The sequence below is a fragment of the Pseudobacillus badius genome (assembly GCF_002189605.1).
In the GTDB taxonomy this organism is placed as follows: domain Bacteria; phylum Bacillota; class Bacilli; order Bacillales; family Domibacillaceae; genus Pseudobacillus; species Pseudobacillus badius.
In genome coordinates this window covers 517,398-540,970 of the sequence record NZ_MWMM01000002.1, presented here as the reverse complement: position 1 = coordinate 540,970, position 23,573 = coordinate 517,398, and the positions used below count along the sequence as shown (strand labels likewise).

Genomic DNA, 23,573 nt, shown 5'->3' with positions numbered 1-23,573 from the left:
TTATGCGTTCTTACGAAAAATCAAAGCAGGCTTTTCAAGAAGCCGTACAGTTAATGCCAGGGGGCGTCAACAGCCCGGTTCGTGCCTTTAAATCTGTCAACATGGACCCTATCTTTATGGAGCGGGGAAAAGGCTCTAAAATTTGGGACATTGACGGTAATGAATACATCGACTATGTCTTGTCATGGGGACCGCTTATTTTAGGACATGCGAATGATCAAGTTGTTGAAGCTTTAAAAAAGACAGCAGAGACCGGGACAAGCTTTGGTGCTTCCACTTTGATTGAAAATGAATTAGCGAAGCTTGTGATCGAACGGGTTCCGTCTATTGAAGTCGTTCGGATGGTATCATCCGGCACAGAGGCAACGATGAGTGCTCTTCGCTTGGCACGCGGATTTACCGGGCGCAGTAAAATAGTGAAGTTTGAAGGCTGTTATCATGGCCACGGAGACTCGCTCCTGATCAAGGCAGGATCTGGTGTAGCCACGCTTGGATTGCCTGATAGCCCAGGTGTGCCAGAGAGCGTAGCGAAAAATACAATTACCGTTCCTTATAATGACCTTGAGGGCGTAAAGTACGCTTTTGAGCAATTTGGCGATGACATTGCTTGTGTGATTGTCGAGCCTGTTGCCGGCAATATGGGAGTCGTGCCGCCTCTGCCAGGTTTCCTAGAAGGATTGCGTGAAGTAACAAGCGAGTACGGTGCCCTCCTTATTTTTGATGAGGTCATGACAGGCTTCCGTGTCGGCTATAACTGCGCTCAAGGATTCTTTGGCATTACGCCGGATCTTACTTGTCTTGGCAAGGTAATTGGCGGCGGGCTGCCAGTTGGCGCTTATGGCGGCCGAGCGGACATTATGAACCAAATTGCCCCAAGCGGTCCGATTTACCAAGCAGGTACACTTTCCGGAAATCCAATGGCCATGGCGGCTGGATTGGAAACGCTCCGTCAATTGACACCGGACATGTATGAGGAGTTTGGACGCAAGGCGGATCGCCTAGAGGAAGGATTAAGCGAAGCGGCGCATAAGCACGGCATCCCAGTTACATTTAACCGAGCGGGTTCGATGATTGGTTTGTTCTTCACTAATGAACGAGTCACTAACTATGAAAAAGCCAAAACAGCTGATCTTGAACTGTTTGCCGATTATTATCGGGAGATGGCTAATGAAGGTGTCTTTTTGCCGCCGTCTCAGTTTGAAGGATTGTTCTTATCCAGCGCACATACAGACGAGGATATCGAACGTACGATTGCGGCTGCCGAAAAGGCGTTCAGCCGCTTAAAGAAATAAAAGCGAGAGACCAGCCCGCCGGCACATAGCCGGCGGATTTCAGACGACAGGCAAACTCGATAGAATTCGAGTTTGCCTGTCGTCTTTTTTGTCCTGCAGAGGAGGAGTGTGCTCTCGAAAAGCAGTTCAATTCAAAGAAAATCAAAAAGGGGGCAGACTAAGATCCTTCCAATCGCCTTTTGTCATTCAGCTAAACCTCACCGGTACATAGTCAACAGGTGTTTCGTCTCTTTTAAATTGATCAGTCAATCTTTCATATTTTCATGAATAGTGTCATACATATTAATTGTGAAAGAAAATGAATGGCAGCTTCATGCCTTTATTTATCCTGCTTGTATCGTATAAGCCGAGTGATTAGAAAGGAGGAAGTAAAGTGACATCTCAAGATCTGTCGTATTTGCGATTTTCATTAGAAGAAACCGTACGATTTACTAATGGCCAGGAAGTGGGAGAGTTATATTCTATTTCTCTTGATCCTCAAATTCAAACTGAGGAAGCAGATGAGTTTATCCGAATGCATGGCTTCTTAGAACTTTCTGGGGAATATTCACCTTCGGGACAACATCAATCAGAACAAGCGGATACGTATACCTATAAATATGTCCAGCAAGTATTAGAGAGGGGCGATAATGAGTGTGAGTTTTTTCACCACTTTCCAATTGATATAACCATCCCGAAATCACGAATCGCTAAAATGGAAGATGTCGAAATTTACATTGATTCGTTTGATTATGAGTTTCCTGAAAAAGCAAACTTAAAATTAACAGTGGATTTATCTATCTCCGGGGTGATGGAGGAAGAGGCAGAAGTGGAAAGAACGCCAGTGAATGAAGAAGTTGAAGAATGGCCAGCCGCAGAGGAAGAGCAAGCGGAAGGCATAAGGAAAAAGGACAAAGAAGAAGAACCGGAGTTTTCGATTTTAAAGCTTGATGTCCAGCCGGCAGAAGGTCTGGAAGGAAAAGAACGAGAGGCTGATTTTTCTGTAGAAGTGAAAAGGCAGCCGGGGGTGCTGGAAGAAGAGGAAAATCCGTTTATTCAGTTAGAAGAGCAAAGAAAAGAAAAACAACAGGAGCCTCCTCCTAATGCACCGGTAAATATGAAGAATCATCCAGCAGCAAATGAAGAAAACAAGCACTTGATGGAATCGTCTGAGCTGAAACCGGCTCCTGTTCATGAATCACCGAATGTGTCTGAGTCGATGGAGTCTTCCTCCTCTGAATCCTCACACATGAATGAATCGCCGCCTAAAGAACCGGAAGAGAAGAAAAAGAAGAAGCCATTTGGCCTAAAGAAAACGGAAACGATGTCTCTAGCCGACTTTTTCGCAAGGAAAGAGTCCGAAGAGGCTGTAACATGGAAAGTGTGTCTTGTTCAAAGAGAGGACACCTTGCAGAAAATTGCTGAACGATATGAATTGCCAGTGGCTGACTTAGTCCGGGAAAATAAATTAGAGACCAGCCAAAGCATTGAGGAAGGTCAAGCGCTCTATATACCGAAGACTCGTTGATGATCCGGCTGTTCCCGATTAAAGTTGGGACAGCCTTATTTTTTTATAAAGCGGGTGAAGAAAGTGGAACAGCCCTATTCAACTATTTGGAAAAGCTATGGATTAACCCCCGTGCATATAGAGACAATCGGCCATGTGCAAAAAGGTTTGACGGATAAAGGGACGTTTGCTTTAAAAAGAATTCCTTCTGCCCAAGGGATGGACTTCTTATTTCATATACAAAAACTTTACCAGGCGGGATATCACCGATTTGTTCCGGTTTACCCTACTTTGGATGGACGCTACGGGGTTTTAGATGGTTCATATATTTATTACTTGATGCCCTGGATTGAAAGCGGCGGACAAAAGGTGACAGAGATGGAACAAAAAATGGTGCGGGAGACGGCCAGACTGCATCTTGTTTCGTCCGCAGACGTGCCTGTATCAAAGCAAGCCAGAATTGAGCAGTATGAACGGACGAAGAACTTGTGGGAAAGACAAGAAGAGCATTTAGAGCAATTTCTTGAGCTTTCGGAAAAAGAGGTGTATATGTCGCCATTTCAATTGTTATTCTGCCTTTACTATACGGATATCCGCCAGGCCTTCTTCTATGCCAAAGAAAAATTAAAAGCTTGGAAGGAGGCGACGGAAGAAGAGGAGAAGGAGAGAACCGTCCAAATTCACGGAAAGCTCGATCCAGGGCACTTTCTTATGGATCAAGGAGGCGGGTATTTTATTAATTTAGAGCAATCCCGGAGAGCAACGCCCATTCATGATTTAATCCCGTATTTTGTACACACGCTCGATGGCTATCCCGAAAGATCAGCTTTAGCGAAAGATTTGTTCAACCGTTACACTAGTTTTTTTCCGTTGAAAAAGGGGGAGAGGCTCTTGTTTCAGAGTTATATCGCTTATCCAGGAGCAACGTATGAAACGGCTGCGGCTTACTTTTCAGGCCAGCGGAAGCAAAATGAATATCACTATACGCGCAGGCTTCAGCAAAATTATTGGCAGCTGAAGAATATTGAATATTTTGTAACAGAGCTGAAGGAAAATGGAGAAGATATGTATTGAATGGTCTTGCCGGCTGCTGGCCTTTATGCAGACGATGCCAATAAACAAATAAGCAGCTGAAGAAAACGATTTTCTTCAGCTGCCATGCTTTAAGTGCCGATCATTATTCTTTGCTAAGATCGCATTCTTCCAAAGGAATGACCTTAGTCTTGTGTTTGATTTTATAAACGAGCCAAAAGGCAAGGAATAAAGGAAGGCCGATGTAAGAAACGAGCACCCCGTTCCAATCAATGTTGCCACCGATGAATGCCGGGAAATTTTGTCCTAAGATAATGAACGTACATAGAATCAAGGCTAGCAATGGCCCAATTGGAAACCACTTCGCACGATAAGGAAGCGTATGAATGTCCCCGCCTTGAGCAATAAAGGCTCTGCGGAAACGGTAGTGGCTAATAGCGATCCCCAGCCATGTGACAAATCCAGCCATTCCTGAAGCATTTAACAGCCAGACATAGACAACCCCGTCTCCAAAAAAGGTGGTCAAGAATGCCAAGGAGCCGACTAATGCAGTAAAAATAAGCGCATTGACCGGAACCCCTCTCTTATCGAGACGCGCCAAAAACTTAGGAGCTTGTCCGTCGCGGGCTAAATCCCACAGCATACGGGTAGAGGCATACATACCTGAGTTTCCTGCGGACAGAACAGCGGTAAGAATAATCGCATTCATAACAGAAGCAGCAAATGCGAAGCCGGCCCGCTCAAAAACAAGTGTAAATGGACTGACAGACACCGAATCACTTAACAGACGTTCATCTGTATAGGGAAGAATCAATCCGATAACAAGAATCGCCAGAATATAAAAGAGTAAAATCCGCCAGAACACAGTATTGATGGCTTTAGGGATAGTTTTCTCCGGATCTTCGCTTTCTCCGGCGGCTACTCCGAGGAGCTCCGTACCTTGAAAAGAAAAGCCGGCGGCCATGAACACACCTAAAATAGCTAGGAATCCGCCATTGAAAGGAGCATCTTGCAGGGTAAAGTTTTTAAAGCCGATCGCTTCTCCTCCCATAATGCCGAAAATCATCATTATTCCTGTGATAATAAAGATAATGACTGTAACAACTTTAATGAGTGAAAACCAAAACTCTGCTTCTCCAAATCCTTTTACAGACAGGTAATTTAAGCCGAACATAATGAGAAGGGCAAGGCCGCTCCAAATCACGGAAGGGCTGTCAGGGAACCAAAACTTCATAATCAGTACAACAGCAGCAAGCTCTGCCGCAATTGTAATGGCCCAGTTGTACCAATAATTCCAGCCAATGGCAAAGCCGAGAGCTGGATCTACAAATTTTGAAGCATAGACTTTAAAAGAACCGGCTACCGGCATATAAGCCGCCATTTCTGCCAAGCTCGTCATTAAGAAATAAACCATTAACCCAATTGCGGCATAAGCGAGCAGCGCCCCTCCAGGACCGGCAGTGTGAATCGCTCCGCCGCTCGCTAAAAATATGCCTGTCCCGATTGATCCTCCAAGCGAAATCATCGTTAAATGGCGCGCTTTCAAAGTCCTTTTCAGTTGAGTCGGGTTGGATGTTTCTGTATTACTCAATAATCTGCACTCCTTTTCGTGATGTAAGATTGAGTCAAGTTAAGGGCAAATAAAAACAGCCGTCGAAGAAGATCGACGGCTGTGAACGAGTCCGTTTAATCCTTCCGAAGATAGCCCTCCACGTTAAATAACGCGACAGTGATGCCCCTGTTCGGAAACATCCCCAGCATGAACAGACAATGACCGGTCCATACTTCGGCAGTGTATCCTTTCGAGCGGAGTCACAGATGTCATTGCTTCTCGTCCGCTTTACTCATATAAACTGCAGCCTCTATCCCATCGGTAAATGGGAATATTTAATTGACACTAAAATTATAGACAATTCCTATCAATCTGGCAATGGTTAATTTTTCCTCCAGGCTTTTAGCCTGTGTATCTGCTTGTCCACCTGGAGCAAGGAACAGGCAGAACGAAATGAACAGGCTCCCCTGTTCGCTCCGTTCCGCCTGGTTGAAAGATGATGCAGCGGCTCATTTCTTAAACCGATAAGGAACTGTCGTAACAATCACGTTCTTCTGGTAAAGAAGATAAACCCTTAAGCGCAGCCCCGATTGATTATGAAGGATATCCTGCCATCTTTTTTTCGTAATAAATTGGGGAATGAGCACGGTGAGTGTATGCTCCTTTTCATTTGCTTTCTCTACAGCTAGGTCAATGAATCGTGCAAGAGGCCTCATTAAACTTCTGTATTGGGAGTGAAGAGTGACAAGCCGGATGTTGGGCTTCCACTTTTCCCACCTTTCCTCCATTCGCTTCTCGCTTTCACGGTCGAAGGCAACATGAACAGCAATCACTGTGTCGCCGATTAGTTCGGCATAGTGTAACGACTGTTCAACGACTTTTGTTATTCCCGCAACTGGAACAATGACGACGTTTCCTTTGAACCGTAAAGCTTCCTCGCCGGCTTTCATCCTCAATTGTTCTCCGGTTGCCTCGTAATGCTTTTTAACTCGATGAAACATCCAAATAATAATCGGCAAAAAAATAAGAACCGGCCACACTTGAGAGAATTTAGTGGAGAAGAAGATAATGACCACTGTCAAACTAATTAATGCGCCGATCAAATTAATGATTAATTTACGTGTCCACCCTGGAGGCCTTTCTCTCAGCCAGCGGACAATCATTCCCGATTGTGACAGGGTGAAAGGGATGAAGACACCGACTGCATATAATGGAATAAGCTGTTCTGTTTCGCCGCCAAAGGCAATGATAAGCAAAATAGACATGATTCCAAGGGTGACGATGCCGTTTGAATAGCCGAGCCGGTCCCCCCGCATCAGAAACATGCGCGGAATGTATTTATCCGTTGCTAAATTAACAGCAAGCAGGGGAAATGCGGAAAAACCGGTGTTGGCAGCCAGCACTAAAATGAGCGCTGTCGTTCCTTGGACGAAGTAATACATAATATTTCTCCCAAATACCTGAGAGGCAATTTGCGAGACCACGGTTTCTTCAGCTTTTGGGGTAATTCCCAGCCAATAGGCTAAAAACATGATGCCCGAGAAAAGCATGGCTAAAAGCACGCCCATCATTACTAAAGTATTAGCCGCGTTTTTGGCGGCTGGTTCTTTAAAATTAGGCACTGCATTGGACACAGCCTCAACGCCGGTAAGGGCGGAACAGCCGGATGAAAAAGCCCGGAGCAATAAAAACAAACTGATGCCCGGCACGGCCGTTCCGATCGGCGAGTGCAAGTCAGCCGGCACTTGCCCGCTGATAATCTGCCATACGCCTGCTGCTGATAGAATAAGCAAGGCCAAGACGAACAAATACACCGGGTAAGCAAGAATAGAAGCGGATTCTGTGACTCCTCTTAAATTTAAAACGGTGATGAAAACAACTAATAAAGACGCGATGATGACATTGTGGCCGTGCAGTTCCGGAAAAGCAGATGTTAAAGCATCGGTTCCGGCCGATACACTGACAGCAACAGTTAAAATGTAGTCTACTAACAAGGAGCCTCCAGCAATGAGCCCGGCATTTTCTCCAAGATTGCTTCTGGAGACGATATAAGCTCCTCCGCCATGAGGATAAGCATGGATGATCTGCCGATATGAAAGAATCAAGGCAGTCAGGAGGACTAACACGCCGATGCCAATGGGGAGGGAGTACCAAAAGGCAATCAGGCCAATCGCAGACAAAACAATTAAAATTTGTTCCGGTCCGTAAGCGACGGAAGAAAGAGCATCTGATGATAAAATCGCAAGCGCCTTTAGCTTGCTTAGTTTTTGTTCCCCGAGTTCACTCGTTTTCAGGGGTTTTCCGATCAAAGCTTTTTTCATAATTGAATAGCGCATGAAGCAGACCTCCGCAAAAGTAAATCAGTGATGGTAAAGACGAAAGAACCTGAATAGAGAATGCTTAGCGTCACTGTGATGGTAAAAAAAGAATCCCAAGCCGCTGATCGTCCTCTTCCGGCTGTAGCGGTCTTGGTGATAGAGTTCCCTTATTTACCGTTGGCGATTCCAAGAAACAGCTATCTTTTCATGTTGGAGGCTGCTGATTAGCCGGTCGGGCCATTATTGTATTCAACTGTTTTCTCATGTACTGCCAAGCGCCGTCTAAATAAAAAAGACGCCTGCTATAAGACGTCTTTTAAAACCATTCCAAATAAAGGGCCACGGCAAGAAGCACTAAAATCGAAAGCAAGATGACATCAAATGTCGTTGGAAAAAAGATCGTCCGTATTCCCTGGAAAATACAAAAGGGAACGGCCAGCTGACAGCAGACGGCCCGCACTGTCCGCAGCCACGGGGGTAAAGAGTAAGGATTATATCTTCTTCGCATTATGTTACACCTGCCTGTGGTTCATGGGCATGGATTCATCGCCTGCCATGAAGATTCTTTTTTATTGTATGCCAGAGAACAGGAGAAGGTGATTCGGTAAGTTGAAGTCAGGAACGTTGACAGGCGGAGCAAGGTGATTTACGTTTAAAAGAAGAACACAGCGAACATTTACATATATGTTGCTATGGCAAAATAAGAAAGGAAGGATCATATGATTGACGTATTAATGTCCCATGCCTCTGTGCGCAAGTACACAAATGAACCTATTTCTGATGATAGGTTTCATCAATTGCTGGAGGCTGCCCAGCACGCGGCGAGCTCTCACTTCGTACAAGCTTATTCTGTTGTACGCGTGAAAGATGAAGAAAAGCGGCAAAAGCTTGGCGAGCTTTCAAAGAATAAGCAGCAATTTGAATCGGCAGCCTTGCCGCTCGTTTTTTGCGCGGATTTAAAGCGGCTGGAAAAAGCGGTGACTCTTCACGGCAAAAGCTTTGAAGGAAGCACGGCAGAGAACCTGCTCGTTGCGGTCATTGATACGGCTTTATTTGCCCAGAACTTTGTGGTCGCCGCCGAATCAAAAGGATATGGCATTTGTTATATCGGCGGGGTACGCAACAACCCGCAGGCGATTAGCGAATTGCTGGAATTGCCGGATTATGTTATTCCGCTATTCGGTTTGACTGTCGGCGTGCCGGCTGAATCGAATGAAGTCAAACCCCGTTTGCCGCTGGAGGCCGTTTTGCATGAAGATACTTATAATGAAGCAAAATACGATCAACTGCTGGCGGAATACGACAAACAGATGCACAATTATTATGCTGCCCGTACAACGAATAAGAAGGATGCCGCATGGACAGGCGGCATGGCTGCCTTTTTATCTGAGCCGCGGCGTGCATACATGCTGGAGTTTTTGCAGTCAAAAGGTTTCATAAAAAAATAATTCGGTAAAGATTGACGCCTTTGCCTGTTTTCAGCTAATATTATGAATGATAATGAAAAGCGAAGATCGGGAAGAGTACAGAGATGAGGCTTGCCTGCAGAGAGGAAAACTCCTGGCTGAAAGGTTTTCCGCAAGAGCTCTTTGGAAAGTCCCCCGTGAGCTGCTTCTGCGAACTGTTTAGTAGTAGAAGCCGGTTGCCAGCCGTTAATGGATTGAGAGCCGGATAGATCTGCCTTGGCTGCAGCTGTCCGTGAAAAAAGGTGGTACCGCGAATAACTCCTTCGTCCTTTTGACGTAAGGGGTTTTTTTGTTGTTTACAAACATCACATTGCGGGTCGCTGGCTGAGGTGCTTGCGCATTTTTTCTGGAAAGAAGGAGGAAATTCAATGGAAAACAATGAATTGTCAATGCCGACAAAATATGATCCGAAAGCAATTGAACAAGGACGCTATGACTGGTGGGTCAAGGGTGAATACTTCCAAGCAAAGGATGACCAAACAAAAACCCCTTATACAATTGTTATCCCGCCGCCAAACGTGACTGGAAAGCTTCATTTAGGCCATGCTTGGGATACGACATTACAGGACATTTTAACACGCATGAAGCGAATGCAGGGCTATGATGTGCTTTGGCTGCCGGGGATGGATCATGCCGGTATTGCTACACAGGCGAAGGTCGAACAAAAGCTTCGTGAAGAAGGAAAAACACGTTACGACCTTGGGCGCGAAAAGTTTCTAGCAGAATCATGGAAATGGAAAGAGGAATATGCAGAATTTATCCGCCAGCAGTGGGCGAAGCTTGGTCTCGGCCTTGATTACAGCCGCGAGCGCTTTACATTAGACGAAGGCTTATCAAAAGCGGTTCGTGAAGTTTTTGTTTCACTATACAAAAAAGGCTTAATTTATCGCGGGGAATACATTATTAACTGGGACCCGGCGACAAAAACGGCTTTGTCTGACATCGAGGTAATTTACAAAGACGTACAAGGCGCCTTCTATCACATGAAGTATCCGCTGGCAGACGGAAGCGGACATATTGAAATTGCCACAACCCGTCCAGAGACGATGCTAGGCGATACAGCTGTAGCTGTTCACCCCGAAGATGAGCGGTATAAGAACTTGATTGGCAAAAAGGTGATTTTGCCAATCGTCGGCCGCGAAATTCCAATTGTGGGTGACGATTATGTCGATATGGAATTTGGTTCAGGAGCAGTGAAAATCACGCCAGCTCATGATCCGAACGATTTTGAGATTGGCAACCGCCACGATTTAGAACGCATTCTTGTTATGAATGAAGACGGCACAATGAATGAAAAGGCCGGTAAATATAATGGCATGGACCGCTTCGATTGCCGCAAACAAATTGTAAAGGACTTGCAGGAAGCAGGCGTGCTATTCAAGATTGAAGATCATATGCACTCTGTCGGCCACTCTGAGCGCAGCGGAGCGGTTGTCGAGCCATACTTGTCGACGCAATGGTTTGTGAAAATGCAGCCGCTTGCCGATCAGGCGATTGAGCTGCAATCGAAGGAAGAGAAAGTAAATTTCGTGCCAGACCGTTTTGAGAAAACGTATCTTCATTGGATGGAAAACATCCGTGACTGGTGCATCTCTCGCCAGCTTTGGTGGGGACATCGCATTCCGGCTTGGTACCACAAAGAAACAGGAGAAGTCTATGTCGGCGAGGAAGCGCCAGCAGACGCTGAAAATTGGGAACAAGATACCGATGTGCTTGATACATGGTTCAGCTCGGCCTTGTGGCCGTTCTCCACAATGGGCTGGCCGGATGAGGAAGCGAAAGACTTTAAACGCTATTATCCAACGGCTGCGCTCGTTACCGGCTATGATATTATCTTCTTCTGGGTATCCCGGATGATCTTCCAAGGCTTAGAGTTTACAGGAGAGCGTCCATTTGAAGATGTGTTGATTCATGGGCTTGTCCGCGATTCAGAAGGACGGAAAATGAGTAAATCGTTAGGAAACGGCGTCGATCCGATGGAAGTGATCGACCAATATGGGGCGGACTCTTTGCGCTATTTCCTATCAACAGGCAGCTCGCCGGGCCAGGATCTGCGCTTCTCTGTAGAAAAAGTGGAATCCATCTGGAATTTTGCTAACAAGATCTGGAACGCTTCCCGCTTTGCCTTAATGAACATGGATGGCCTGAAATACGAGGAAATTGACTTGAGCGGCGAAAAATCAGTTGCCGATAAGTGGATTTTAACGCGATTGAATGACACGATTGCCAGCGTGACAAAGCTTGCTGACCGTTACGAATTTGGTGAAGTGGGCCGCGTCCTTTATAATTTCATTTGGGACGATTTCTGTGACTGGTATATTGAAATGGCTAAGCTGCCGCTTTACGGAGAAGACGAAGCAGCGAAGAAAACGACGCGTTCTATTCTTGCTTATGTATTAGATCAAACGATGCGGTTATTGCATCCGTTCATGCCGTTTATTACCGAGGAAATATGGCAGAACCTGCCGCATGACGGGGAAACCATCGTTGCAGCTAAATGGCCGGAAGTGAATGAGGAACTTTCTGATCAGCAGGCGGCTGATGAAATGAAGCTGCTTGTAGATATCATCCGTTCTGTACGCAATATTCGCGCAGAAGTCAATACTCCGCTTAGCAAGAAAATTAAACTAATCATTAAAGCGAAGGATGATGCTGTGCTCGCTACACTTGAAACTAACCGGGCTTATATTGAGCGTTTCTGCAATCCGGACGAATTGGTTTTATCAACAGATGCAGCAGCTCCTGATAAGGCGATGACAGCTGTTGTTACAGGGGCAGAATTATTCCTGCCGCTTGAAGGATTAATTAATATGGAAGAGGAAATGGCCCGTCTGAAAAAAGAATGGGACAAATGGAACAGCGAAGTTGAACGTGTTCAAAAGAAACTCGGCAATGAGCGGTTCGTCAGCAAAGCTCCTCAAAAAGTCGTCGACGAAGAGCGCGCAAAAGAACAAGATTATCTTGAAAAACGTGCTGCAGTCGAAGCTCGCATGAAGGAAATGCAAGGATAAGGAAGAAATAGAGACGGATCTGCCGAGGCAGATTCGTCTTTTTAAAAGCGGATTTTGAGAACCGGCACAGCGTGTCTGTTATATTTAAATCATAATGAAGGGAGAAGAAAAATGAATACATATGAAGAAGCGATCGATTGGATTCACAGCCGTCTGCAGTTAGGCATTAAACCAGGGCTAAAACGGATGGAGTGGCTGATGGAAAAGATGGACCATCCCGAACGGCGCCTGCGGGCGGTTCATATCGGAGGGACAAATGGCAAAGGCTCGACGGTCGCCATGATCCGCTCGATGCTGCAGGAAGGAGGATATGAGGTCGGCACGTTCACCTCGCCGTACATTGAACAATTCAACGAACGAATCAGCATAAATGGTATACCTGTTAGTGATCAAGAGATTATTGACCTGACAGCTAGTATTAAGCCGCTGGCAGAAGAGCTCGAAAAAACAGATTTGGGCGGACCGAGTGAATTTGAAGTGATTACGGCGATGGCGATTTATTATTTTGCTTATATCCACCCGGTCGATATTGTTCTCTTTGAAGTAGGGCTGGGCGGACGGCTTGATTCTACAAATATTATTCATCCCCTGCTCTCTGTTATAACAACAATCGGTATGGACCATACGCAATTCCTAGGCGATAAGCTGGAGGATATTGCTTTTGAGAAAGCAGGAATTATCAAAAATGGCGTTCCTGTCATTACAGGGGTTCAGCAGGAGGAAGCGCTAGCGGTTATTCACAAGCGTGCAAAAGAGATGAAATCGGCTGTTTATCAGCTGGGAGAGCAATTTAAAGCTGATTGGCAAGAATCATTGCCTCAAGGGGAAGTGTTTGATTTTCAGTCGGTATTTGCCCAAATGGATCAATTGCAAACCAGCTTAAACGGCCTTCACCAGTCAGAAAATGCAGCAGTCGCTACGATGGCTGTTTTATACTTGCGCGCTTTTTATGCTTTTTTAGTAGAGGAAGAGCCTATCCGCACCGGATTGCGGTCAGCAAACTGGCCGGGAAGAATGGAATATATATCAGAAAAGCCTATTATTCTCCTCGACGGTGCCCACAACCCAGAGGGAATGAAGGCGCTTGTCCGCTCGCTTGCAGAGCGTTTTCCTGACAACAAACTAACCGCTCTGTTTGCTGGAATGAAAGACAAACAGCTAGATGAAATGATTGCCGCGCTAGAGCAAGCAGCTCAGCGAATTATGTTCACAACGTTTGATTTTCCGCGCGCGGCCGGCAAGCAAGAATTTCAGCCTTTCTTAACGGCACATGGCTGGCAAGAGAACTGGCGGGAAGCCATCTCTGAATTTAAACATTCTGCTTCGCAAGAGGAAGTGCTGGTTGTCACAGGCTCCCTTTATTTCATTTCTGAAGTGAAAAAATTTGTAAAAGAAACATAGGATGCTCTTTGGAAAGCTGTCTATGCAGGCAGCTTTCCGCTGTTAGCATACATACAATTAAAAAGAGTCCGAACATTCTACCAACAATCAATGTGTTGTGGTACAATAGTCATGCTTGAGGTCAGTCCCCTTTTCCTCCCGAGAAAATTAATATCCACGATTTACGCTTCTCCTGATCGGCTTAGGTTTATCCTTCTATTCCGCTTCTTCCTTAACTAACTTTTTTCTGCCGCTCCAGTCCTTAATCTGCAACGCACAAGCAACAAATTTATCTGAAGGAAAGAGGCTTCCACGGTTAATAGTGAAGGCTTGGTAAAAAAGTGAAAGCAGGTGCAGGAAAGAATTGATCCCGCTTTTTATTTTCTTTTATGGCTTGGTGTTTGGTTCGTTTTTTAATGTCATTGGTTTGCGCGTGCCGAAAGGGCAATCGATTATGCAGCCGCGCAGCACTTGTCCAGCATGCAGCCATGAGTTGGGCATGACAGAACTAGTTCCTGTGTTATCTTATGTGCTGCAAGCGGGGAAGTGCCGTGCTTGTCAGTCAGCTATCTCGCGGATTTACCCGTTTATGGAATGGATTACCGCTCTGTTGTTTTTGCATGCCTATTTTTGTTTTGGGCTGACAGCTGATTTTGTTCTGGCTTTGGCGTTGATTTCTATGCTAATGATTATTGTGGTTTCCGATCTTGCTTATATGATTATTCCGGATAAAGTGCTGCTCTTCTTTTTCTCGTTATTTCTCATTGGACGGATTATCTATCCGCTTGATCCATGGTGGGATTCCATTGTTGGAGGAGCAGCCGGGTTTATTGTTTTTTTCCTCATTGCAGCAGTTTCAAAAGGGGGAATGGGAGGAGGCGATATCAAGCTGCTTGCTGTTATTGGCTTTCTTGCCGGAGTGGAGAAGACCTTAGTTATTTTTTGTCTGTCGTGTATATTCGGTGCTCTAGGAGGGGTGGTCTTGATGATAGGCGGGGTCATTAAAAGGGGCGAACCCATGCCTTTTGGTCCCTTTATCGCGCTTGCTGCGCTGGTCGCATTTTTTTATGGCGAGGCATTTCTCGCATGGTATTTGCGCTTTTTTTCTTAAGAAAAGAATGAATTGAAAACATTGCCGAAATTTTTCCAGGACAGGACGACAAAAGTCTTGTTCTTTTTTTTACCTGCTATGTTAGCATGAGGACAACTTCAATGCAGGCGGAAGGATGATCACAAATGATGGACAAGGAGAACCCGAAAAAACAATCAAGCATCTTTGTAACAATTGGCAGCAAACAGAAGAAGGAATTGGCTGGGCAGGAGTGGGACAATGGGAAAAAAGAGAGTGCTGCCGCTATTGAGCCAAAGAAGGAAGAAGAGGAATTTCAATGGCTGTTCCCCGAGAAGACTGAGCAAAAAGAAGAGGCAATTCAGCAATATGCTTCCGTGCAGCAGCCGGCCGCTAAACAGGCAACCGGAAAGCTTTTAATTATTGTGATCAGTGCTGTGTGCGTCGGCGTGCTGCTTGGCTATGCACTAGTCAAAGTAGTAACACAAAAGGAAGAACCCGCGCGGCATGCGATTTTGCAAGAAGAGAAGCAGGAAAAGGTGAAGGAGAAAGAAAATATGGCCGCTGCTCCTGCTGCCCCGAAAGGCAAAGGGGCCTCCCTTTCTTCTATAGAACCAGCAGTTGTTCAAGGAGGCGTTTTTTCGACGAAAGAGGCAGCAGAAGCAGTCAAGCGGCAAATAAACGAATTGGGCCTGCCAGCGGAAGCAGTGCAGCAAAATGGTCAATACATCGTTCTGCTAGCGGCTGCTTCCACCGTTGAAACGGCGAAATTGATCGGAGAGCTATACAAGGCATCTGGGGCAGACACATATGCAAAACAGGTGACCGTTTCACCTTCTCAGCCTTTAGGAGAGGCAGCGAGTGAGATTGCTGCTTTATTTCCCGCAGTGGCAGAAGAGAGCGGAAAACAAGCGGCTGGCCGGAAGGGGGATCAGGCGGAACTTCAAAAAGCGGAAAAAGCATTAACAGCTATGGACGTGCAGTCTAATGACCGTACAGCTGTTCAACTAAAAAAACTGCTGACGGAAGCGTTAACCGAAGCCAAAAGCGATCAGCCGCAAGCCGCCAAAGCTGCGCAAGAGAAGCTTCTGGCTTTTTTATCTGCTTATAGTCAATAAGGGTGCTTCGGCATCCTTTTTAGTTTGGAAAGGAGGCTGTTATGTGAAAAATGCATGGGATTTTATTTGTATTCGTTGTTTTAACAGCAATATTCATTTAATTTTACAGGAGAATGGAAAAGTTTGTCGTACGATGGCAGTTTTGATATGATAGCGATGTATCTTCCTTATTCTCGAAAGATAGGTGATTGGATTTGACAAGATTAATTTTAGCTTCAGGTTCCCCCAGACGAAAAGAACTCCTCGAACAAATCGGTTTGGCGTTTACAGTCAAAGTAAGCCACGCTGATGAAACCATCCCTTTTGGAATGTCCCCGGAACAAGCAGTTATGCATTTGGCTTCCGTGAAAGCCGCTGCCGTCGCGGCTGATGAACAGGACGATTTCGTTATTGGAGCAGATACAATCGTTCTTCTTGACGGAGAAATATTAGGCAAACCGAAGAGCCGTCAGGAAGCAAAAGAAATGCTTCAGCGTCTGTCTGGCCGGACACATGCAGTGTGCACAGGTGTATCCATAAGGTATGGAGCAGATGAATGTGCATTCTACGAAAAAACATATGTAACCTTTTGGGAGCTTGCGGAAGAAGAAATCAATAGCTACTTGGATACAGGCGAGCCGTTTGATAAAGCTGGAGCCTATGGCATTCAAGGAGCAGGCGCCATTTTTGTCAAAAAAATCGATGGCGACTATTTTACTGTCGTTGGTCTGCCGCTCGCATCCCTTTATCGGCAACTGAAACGGCTCGGCTGGCAAGGTAACGCCTTCTTTTTTCCTTCCTGAGAGGTTGTGAAAGGAGAAAGCATGTCGAAAGAAACATTGATGATCCGTGATGTTCCTTCAGAGGAACGTCCGCGGGAACGGTTAGTCGCACATGGAGCAGCCAGCTTGTCCAATCACGAACTCCTCGCTATTATTTTACGAACCGGCACAAAAGACAGTTCGGTTCTGCAGCTGGCTAATCGCCTCCTGCAAACATTTGAAGGCCTCCGCTTATTGAAAGATGCCTCTCTTCAAGAAATTACTTCCATTAAAGGTATTGGTGAAGCGAAAGCTGTACAAATTATATCTGCACTTGAGCTTGGCAGGCGCATCAGCCAATTAAAGTTTGAAGACCGCTATGTGATCCGTTCACCCGAAGATGGCGCCAACTATGTCATGGAAGAAATGAGATTCCTGACACAGGAGCATTTTGTGTGCCTGTATTTAAATACTAAAAACCAAGTTCTACACAAGCAGACCTTGTTTATCGGCAGCTTAAATACTTCCATTGTCCATCCTCGCGAAGTCGTGCGCCCATAAGGTCATTTAGAAAATCTGCTCTGGCAAAGCAGCAGGGAAATATCACAATCTTCACCCTGTCATCAGCCAACTTATCCGAATGGGAAACCAAACGGGGAGTGTAGCCTGTTGGAAAAGCCATAAGTTGTCTAGTTACCAAGGCACGACTGAATGGCGAGATGAAATTCATAGACAAGGATGAAAGCTGCATTGCTTGAATGATAGCTCAAGGAGGACTACGAGGGCCTTCAGCGGGAGGTAACCATTTACGCTGTATGAAGTATGCGTGTTTCTTAAAAATTTCGAGAAAGATGACGTGATACTACTTTGTCCATCTTCTATATAGAAGAAACGAGCGAAAGTCACATCCGAAACTATGAATGCTAGGTTTCTAAATGTCTAAATGGGGATTGCCTAAGTCAGAAGGCTGTCCATCCAGCTATGCATAATGCCTGATAGGGTGATAAATTTCAAGCCGAAAGGCAAGAAAGATGATGCTGAATATCTGATATGGCAACGGAACTCTCGTAGTAGTCTGAGATGGGGAAAGCCTATTACATGGCGAAGGAGAGTAGTTTATCGGGTTTAATACCAAATTGGGAAGGAGCGAGAGGCTCTATGAGAAATCCAAAAGTAGTATTAAGCACTCTAGCTTCCAAAGCACAAAATGAATCGTATGTATTTGAAAGACTGTATCGAAACCTCTATAATCCCGAGTTTTATTTAGAAGCCTATGCCACACTCTACTCTAATAAAGGCAGTCATACAAAGAGCGTTAACAACAACACAATCGATGGAATGAGTTTGAAACGAATCGAGCGTTTGATTGAAAGATTAAGAGAACAGACATTTCAGCCACAACCAGCACGCAAAATCTATATCTCAAAGAGAAACGGCCAATCGCGACCTTTGGAGATTCCAGCTTTTGAGGATAAATTAGTGCAAGAAGTTATTCGGCGAATTTTAGAAAGCATGTATGAACCGCAATTCTCAAATCATTCGCATGCTTTTCGACCCAATCGCAGCTGCCACACAGCCCTAAAGGAAATACGCAGCACTTTCACGGGTATGAGATGGTTGATTGAAGGGGAGATAAAAGGTTTCTTTAATCGCATGAACCATCATGTTTTAGTTGGACTTTTACGGAAACGCATAAGGGATGAAAAATTAATTAATTTAATTTGGAAATTCCTAAGAGCAGGTTATGTAGAGGATTGGACTTTTCATAAAACATACAGTGGCACCCCTCAGGGCGGCATCATTAGTCCGTTATTATCGAATATTTATCTGCATGAATTAGATAGATATGCAGAAAAATATGCGGGATCTTTTAATAAAGGTGAAAAAGGCGGACACCAGCTTGTCTATCATAGCCTGGCATCAAAGATTAATCATTGCCAAAGTAAAAATAAACGTGATGGGGAGCAATTAACTGAGGAAGAAAAGGCTTTAAGGCTCCGAGAATTGAAGGTTTTATATAAAGAGTTGCAAAGCCATGACAGTAAAGACCTTTTCAACCCGAATGACCGTCGGATGAAGTATGTAAGATACGCTGATGGTTTTATTATTGGTGTGATTGGGAGTAAAAAAGAAGCCGAGCAAATCAAGAAAGATTTAACAGACTTTCTTGCGATAGAACTAAAATTAGAACTAAGTGCTGAAAAAACGTCGATCGCTCATCATCGGAAAAAAACTAGATTCCTAGGATATGACATTCGGGCAGCAAGAGATTGGCATCGAATGAAGATGCCTGATGACACGAAGAAACGAAAGTTCAAGTATCAAACGAAGCTATTCGTGCCTCACGAAAAATATATCAAAAAACTCATCGATTTAGGTGCATTGAAAATAGGCAGCAACAATGAATGGAAACCAGTTCATCGTTCGTATCTAGTGCATAAGGATGACCTTGAAATTCTCCAAACGTATAATGCTGAAATTGAAGGCTTGTATCACTATTATCGCTTAGCAAGCAATGTGCATGCGCTGCAGGCTTTTCGTCAAATAATGAAATACAGCATGATAAAAACGTATGCCAGTAAGTATAAAAGTACCGTCAGTAAAATTATTGCAAAATTTAAGATAAACGGAACATTTGGTGTGCGTTATCAAACAAAGAACGGCCCTAAAATTGTCTATTTTACGGAACAACGAATGGAACAAACTCGGAAATAAAGAAACATTCAGGCGATACAATTGAAAATACGATCATTTACAGTGACAGATTACATCCCATTGAACGCCGTTAAGCTGAAAAATGTGCGTGGCGCGGTGCAAAAACGTACCATTGGAAAAGCATCACATCCATACATTCAAGAGCTTGAAAGGCAAGAAAAGATGGGGATAAATGATGATTGCCATGGGAAGTTAGATGGATAAAGGGAAAGCCGTATACTCTGAGAGGAGTACGTACGGTTTGGAGGGGAGCTCTTGGAAACCTGCTTAGGCAACTAAGCAAGGCGCCGGGTCCTTACCCTACTTCAAAGAGGCTTTTCGCCGATCGGCTGCTTCGGTCATTTGTGTCCACAATCACCCGTCTGGAGTGCGCCTGCAAGGTGCGTAATTTTAGCGGTTTCTATTAGAAATCTAGAACTCCTTATAATGTTCTATGGTCAGCATCTTACCTTGAGGGGAAACCTACAGAGGGAACAGAGCATGATGTGAAAAGGAGAAAAGACGACAAAGCTATCTAACGTCGAGTCAGTTCTTCAGACCAAGTGATGTACGGTAAAGGCTAAACTGCTTGAATCCTAGACGAATGAGCGATGGGTGCGCCATTGTCTACGATAGCTAACAGGCAATGAGGACAAAATGGGGACGTATCTTCAGAGCGTCCGGTGGAATTCCTGTGATTCCTGTCCATAGTAAGGCTTGTCCTTCAATCCTCCGCTAGAGGAAACCGTCGAAAGGGATACCTAACCATCACGCATCTAAAATTATGTCATCATTCAGGGATTACCTAAGTGCAAGTGATAAAAGGCTATTAGACAAAGGTCTATGGAAATTGCATAGGGTAACGGAGTCTTCATAGTACCCAACGTTTGCTTGTAATGAGTTTAGCAGGGGGAAGGGAGACAGGTTGATGTTAACGTTAACTAGAAAGGAGTCATGAATATGGCAACCAATCCATTTCGACAGTTAGACGTTATAAGGAATGCTTCTCAAAAAGGAAACACCATTACGGATTGTTACCGTCTTATGTATAACAAAAAGTTGTGGATAACAGCATATGCGAAATTATACCCGAACCCAGAAAACCTCACAAAGAGAACAGCTAATGAAACGATAGATGGTTTCAGTTTACAAAGAATAGATGACATCATAGAGCGATTAAAGGCCGGAACATTCCGCTTTGCATCGGTAAGAAACGTCTATCCTACTAAGTCAAACGGAAAGAAGCGGCCATTAGGGACTCCTAATTTCAACGATAAGCTAGTGCAGGAAGTGATGGGAATGGTATTGGAAAACGTTTATGAACCTATATTCTCCACAAACTCCCATGGGTTTAGGGAGGGGAGAAGCTGTCATACAGCACTTTCTCAAATCAGAAACACATGGAAAGGCTTAACGTGGTGTATTAAAGGCAGCACGAAAGGCTTCTTTGACCATATTGACCACACTGTCCTGCTAAAACTGATCTCCAAGAAAATCAATGACCGCCGTTTCCTGCTATTAATTCATAATGCCCTAGCCAGTGGTGTAATGGAAGGTTGGACATATTATAAAACCTGCAGTGGTACACCACAAGGAGGCATCATTTCTCCTATCTTAGCCAATATTTATCTTCATGAGTTTGACCTGTTTATGGAAAAACAAATGAAGGAGTTTGATAAAGGAAAGGTTAGAGCGAGCCATGAGGAGGACCTCAAGATTCGATCAACGATCGGCACATTATCACAGAAGATTAAAAGGCTGGATGGAAGAAATAGGCATAGTCATTGGCAAGGCAGGGAGGAACTAGTCCTTACTATTCAGGAACTTAAAGCTAAGCAAGTTAAAGTTCACCCAATGGATAAAAATTATCAAAGGATGAAATATGTCCGCTATGCTGATGATTTTGTGATAGGAATGGCGGGTTCTAAACAAAATGCTGTAAAGATGAAGGAAACAAGCAGATATTTTCTTGAAAAGGAACTCCGTCTGGAGCTCGGTGGCCAGAAAATAATTGTCACTCATCTAGAGAATTCCATCCCCTTTCTTGGATATGAATTCCACCTGTGGAATGAGAGGAAGGTTAAAAAGGATTCTTACAAAAAACAAAAACACCTATTGAAAAAGCGAACTCTCTCAGGTGCGATAAAGTTAGAAATTCCTGAAAAGAAAATCAGGGTATTTGCAAGTGAAAACGGATATGGTAATGTAGACAACTTTAAAATTATGCATAGGGCAAAGCTGCTTAACAATTCGGAGCTAGAAATCCTGCACACTTATAACACTGAACTGCGAGGAATCGCCAACTACTACAAGCTAGCTGATAATTACCATCATTTAGACAAGCTGTTTTATTTAGCGGAAAGTAGTTTTATAAAGACGATTGCGAATAAAAGAAAAAGCACCTCTAGGAAGGTCGCTAATAGTATGCGAACCAACAAGCAAGGAGGAGCATGTCTTGTAAGAAGAGATCAACAAGGAAATGAAAAACTGCACTCGTTCTTAAAACTGAAAGACCTGCCAAAGCATAAAGGTGCAATCAAAGCAGACTCTCCTGATATTGATGAATGCAAGGAAATATTCGGGCGGGATGGAGTGTGAACAACGTTTATTAGCAAACCAATGCGAAGTGTGCGGGACAACAGAAGGTCAGATGGAAGTTCATCCTGTCTGTAAATTAAAGGACTTAAAGACGAAAAAACACTTCATGTACTTGGACAGGAAGAGGCTAGAAAGAAACAAAAAACGATTGTCTTATGCTATAAGTGCCATCATGACCACCATGAGCAGTAAATTCCGATTAGTCAACTGGCGAGCCGTATACGCTGAAAGGTGTACGTACGGTTCTGAGGGGGAAACTGTGAAACCTGCTTTTGGAGACGAAGCAAGGCGCATGGTTTCTACCCTACGACCCGAGGCCGAGCAGGGAGGATATTGATGTGACCAAGCGTTTGGCGGAATGCGGAAAAATTCTTGGCATCGAATTGCTTGATCATTTAATTATAGGTGAAAAGAAATTCGTCAGTTTGAAAGAAAAAGGCTATTTATAACGCTAGGATTTTTTTTTTCCTTCGGTTATAATATAAGTTATGATTTTTCCTAGTTGTTTTTGTCGAAAAATAAAAGAATAATGTCAAATCAATCATGATAAAAGTAATGGATCGAGAAAGGGAGATACTTGTATGTTTGGAATTGGAAGCCGAGATCTTGGAATAGACTTAGGAACAGCTAATACGCTCGTTTATGCAAAAGGAAAAGGTGTTGTTGTTCGTGAGCCGTCTGTGGTTGCTTTGCAAACGGACACGAAGCAAATTGTCGCCGTCGGAAATGATGCTAAAAAAATGATTGGACGTACTCCGGGGAACGTAGTAGCTACTCGTCCCATGAAAGACGGGGTAATTGCTGATTATGAAACAACAGCTACAATGATTAAATATTATTTAAAACAAGCAACCAAAAATGGAAAAGGCTTGCTGACAAGCAAGCCATATGTAATGGTGTGTGTACCATCCGGCATCACAGCTGTGGAGGAGCGTGCAGTGATTGATGCAACTCGCCAGGCAGGCGCTCGTGATGCTTACACAATTGAAGAACCATTTGCTGCGGCCATTGGTGCCAACCTGCCTGTTTGGGAACCTACGGGCAGCATGGTAGTCGACATCGGCGGCGGAACGACTGAAGTAGCCATTATTTCACTGGGCGGTATCGTGACAAGCCAGTCCCTCCGCATAGCAGGAGATGAAATGGATGATGCCATCGTGGCTTATATCCGCAAGCAATATAATTTACTAATTGGGGACAGAACGTCTGAAACGATCAAAATGGAAATCGGCTCAGCTGGTGACTTTGAACAGCTGCCAAGCATGGAAATTCGCGGCCGGGATTTATTGACAGGACTGCCAAAAACAATTGAAATTACCGGAGAGGAAATTGCTGAAGCCCTGAAAGATACAGTCACTGCTATTGTTGATACAGTGAAAAGTACACTGGAGCAAACGCCGCCGGAATTGGCTGCCGATATTATGGATCGCGGTATTGTTCTTACAGGCGGCGGCGCCCTTCTGCGCAATCTGGACAAAGTGATCAGCAAAGAAACAAATATGCCGGTCATCATTGCGGAAAATCCGCTGGATTGTGTGGCGGTCGGAACCGGTATGGCTCTAGATCATATCGATTTATTCAAAAATAAAAATAAGTAAGACACAGGTTTATTCAACAGCGTGCGGTTCGAAAATAAAGGTGAATTTTGGACGCCGCTGAATAAGCGCCGTTGTGAAGTTGAAGTTCAGCTGCTCTTTTGGAGACGCCTTATCTATTAGGTGAGCGCTATGCGAAACACGCCATGCGGCCCGTCTTGCATGGCGCTCCTTTCTCCGAGACAGCTTAGCAGCTTTGTATTTTCGCTTCAGCTGCCGTTG

At 44.6% G+C, this 23,573-nt stretch carries 17 protein-coding genes, 3 pseudogenes, 1 riboswitch and 1 other annotated feature; of the genes and pseudogenes, 17 read left to right on the top strand and 3 right to left on the bottom strand.

Annotated features, from left to right (window positions below):
- The first annotated feature begins 2 nt into the window (after positions 1 to 2).
- The 3 genes from hemL (at position 3) to ysxE (ending at position 3,852) form a co-directional block, all read left to right on the top strand.
- On the top strand, positions 3 to 1,292 hold the full coding sequence (hemL, locus tag B1A98_RS05840; protein WP_063385447.1) for a glutamate-1-semialdehyde 2,1-aminomutase: 1,290 nt from the start codon (positions 3 to 5) through the stop codon (positions 1,290 to 1,292).
- Positions 1,293 to 1,665: 373 nt separating this feature from the next.
- Positions 1,666 to 2,799: a stage VI sporulation protein D gene (spoVID, locus tag B1A98_RS05835; protein ID WP_063385448.1), complete on the top strand. Its 1,134-nt coding sequence runs from the start codon at positions 1,666 to 1,668 to the stop codon at positions 2,797 to 2,799.
- Between the two features lie 63 nt (positions 2,800 to 2,862).
- Positions 2,863 to 3,852, top strand: coding sequence for a spore coat protein YsxE (ysxE, locus tag B1A98_RS05830; RefSeq protein ID WP_041097542.1), 990 nt, complete (start codon positions 2,863 to 2,865; stop codon positions 3,850 to 3,852).
- Between the two features lie 103 nt (positions 3,853 to 3,955).
- On the opposite strand, the gene B1A98_RS05825 is transcribed toward ysxE, so the two are convergent.
- The 3 genes from B1A98_RS05825 to B1A98_RS05815 form a co-directional block, all read right to left on the bottom strand.
- Positions 3,956 to 5,401 (bottom strand): amino acid permease, encoded by a 1,446-nt coding sequence (locus B1A98_RS05825; protein ID WP_223661894.1) that lies wholly within the window; start codon positions 5,399 to 5,401, stop codon positions 3,956 to 3,958.
- A 103-nt stretch (positions 5,402 to 5,504) separates the two neighbouring features.
- A riboswitch (Lysine riboswitch) is annotated at positions 5,505 to 5,683 on the bottom strand.
- A 188-nt stretch (positions 5,684 to 5,871) separates the two neighbouring features.
- The gene (locus B1A98_RS05820; RefSeq protein ID WP_063385450.1) at positions 5,872 to 7,698 is read right to left on the bottom strand and encodes an APC family permease; all 1,827 of its coding nucleotides are present in this window, start codon (positions 7,696 to 7,698) and stop codon (positions 5,872 to 5,874) included.
- A 298-nt stretch (positions 7,699 to 7,996) separates the two neighbouring features.
- On the bottom strand, positions 7,997 to 8,188 hold the full coding sequence (locus tag B1A98_RS05815) for a hypothetical protein (RefSeq protein ID WP_082028139.1): 192 nt from the start codon (positions 8,186 to 8,188) through the stop codon (positions 7,997 to 7,999).
- Between the two features lie 211 nt (positions 8,189 to 8,399).
- On the opposite strand from B1A98_RS05815, the gene nfsA reads away from it, so the two are divergent.
- From nfsA to B1A98_RS05750, 14 genes and pseudogenes are all read left to right on the top strand, one after another.
- Positions 8,400 to 9,128 (top strand): oxygen-insensitive NADPH nitroreductase, encoded by a 729-nt coding sequence (nfsA, locus tag B1A98_RS05810; RefSeq protein WP_063385451.1) that lies wholly within the window; start codon positions 8,400 to 8,402, stop codon positions 9,126 to 9,128.
- Positions 9,129 to 9,181: 53 nt separating this feature from the next.
- Positions 9,182 to 9,420: a binding site (T-box leader), on the top strand.
- Between the two features lie 94 nt (positions 9,421 to 9,514).
- Positions 9,515 to 12,157 (top strand): valine--tRNA ligase, encoded by a 2,643-nt coding sequence (locus B1A98_RS05805; RefSeq protein WP_063385452.1) that lies wholly within the window; start codon positions 9,515 to 9,517, stop codon positions 12,155 to 12,157.
- Between the two features lie 111 nt (positions 12,158 to 12,268).
- Positions 12,269 to 13,558 carry a bifunctional folylpolyglutamate synthase/dihydrofolate synthase gene (locus B1A98_RS05800; protein WP_063385453.1) on the top strand — a complete coding sequence of 430 codons (1,290 nt, stop codon included), beginning with the start codon at positions 12,269 to 12,271 and terminating at the stop codon, positions 13,556 to 13,558.
- Between the two features lie 343 nt (positions 13,559 to 13,901).
- Positions 13,902 to 14,648: a prepilin peptidase gene (locus B1A98_RS05795; RefSeq protein ID WP_063385454.1), complete on the top strand. Its 747-nt coding sequence runs from the start codon at positions 13,902 to 13,904 to the stop codon at positions 14,646 to 14,648.
- Positions 14,649 to 14,773: 125 nt separating this feature from the next.
- Positions 14,774 to 15,724 (top strand): hypothetical protein, encoded by a 951-nt coding sequence (locus B1A98_RS05790; protein ID WP_063385455.1) that lies wholly within the window; start codon positions 14,774 to 14,776, stop codon positions 15,722 to 15,724.
- Positions 15,725 to 15,918: 194 nt separating this feature from the next.
- On the top strand, positions 15,919 to 16,506 hold the full coding sequence (locus B1A98_RS05785) for a Maf family protein (protein ID WP_063385456.1): 588 nt from the start codon (positions 15,919 to 15,921) through the stop codon (positions 16,504 to 16,506).
- Positions 16,507 to 16,527: 21 nt separating this feature from the next.
- A pseudogene (locus tag B1A98_RS05780) lies at positions 16,528 to 17,019 on the top strand (JAB domain-containing protein); the annotation flags it as partial.
- Positions 17,020 to 17,622: 603 nt separating this feature from the next.
- Positions 17,623 to 19,179, top strand: a complete 1,557-nt coding sequence (locus B1A98_RS05775) for a reverse transcriptase/maturase family protein (protein WP_063385458.1) — start codon at positions 17,623 to 17,625, stop codon at positions 19,177 to 19,179.
- A gap of 21 nt (positions 19,180 to 19,200) precedes the next feature.
- Positions 19,201 to 19,383 (top strand): hypothetical protein, encoded by a 183-nt coding sequence (locus B1A98_RS20990; protein ID WP_087903735.1) that lies wholly within the window; start codon positions 19,201 to 19,203, stop codon positions 19,381 to 19,383.
- 106 nt (positions 19,384 to 19,489) lie between these two features.
- A pseudogene (locus tag B1A98_RS20725) lies at positions 19,490 to 19,567 on the top strand (JAB domain-containing protein); the annotation flags it as partial.
- A gap of 551 nt (positions 19,568 to 20,118) precedes the next feature.
- Positions 20,119 to 21,756: a reverse transcriptase/maturase family protein gene (locus B1A98_RS05760; RefSeq protein ID WP_240492498.1), complete on the top strand. Its 1,638-nt coding sequence runs from the start codon at positions 20,119 to 20,121 to the stop codon at positions 21,754 to 21,756.
- On the top strand, positions 21,719 to 22,093 hold the full coding sequence (locus B1A98_RS20960) for an HNH endonuclease (protein ID WP_327808968.1): 375 nt from the start codon (positions 21,719 to 21,721) through the stop codon (positions 22,091 to 22,093). The genes B1A98_RS05760 and B1A98_RS20960 overlap by 38 nt, the downstream gene beginning before the upstream one ends.
- Positions 22,065 to 22,205, top strand: a pseudogene (locus tag B1A98_RS05755) (JAB domain-containing protein); the annotation flags it as partial. The gene B1A98_RS20960 and the pseudogene B1A98_RS05755, both read left to right, overlap by 29 nt.
- Before the next feature lie 132 nt (positions 22,206 to 22,337).
- The gene (locus B1A98_RS05750) at positions 22,338 to 23,354 is read left to right on the top strand and encodes a rod shape-determining protein (protein ID WP_041097524.1); all 1,017 of its coding nucleotides are present in this window, start codon (positions 22,338 to 22,340) and stop codon (positions 23,352 to 23,354) included.
- The last annotated feature ends 219 nt before the right edge of the window (positions 23,355 to 23,573 follow it).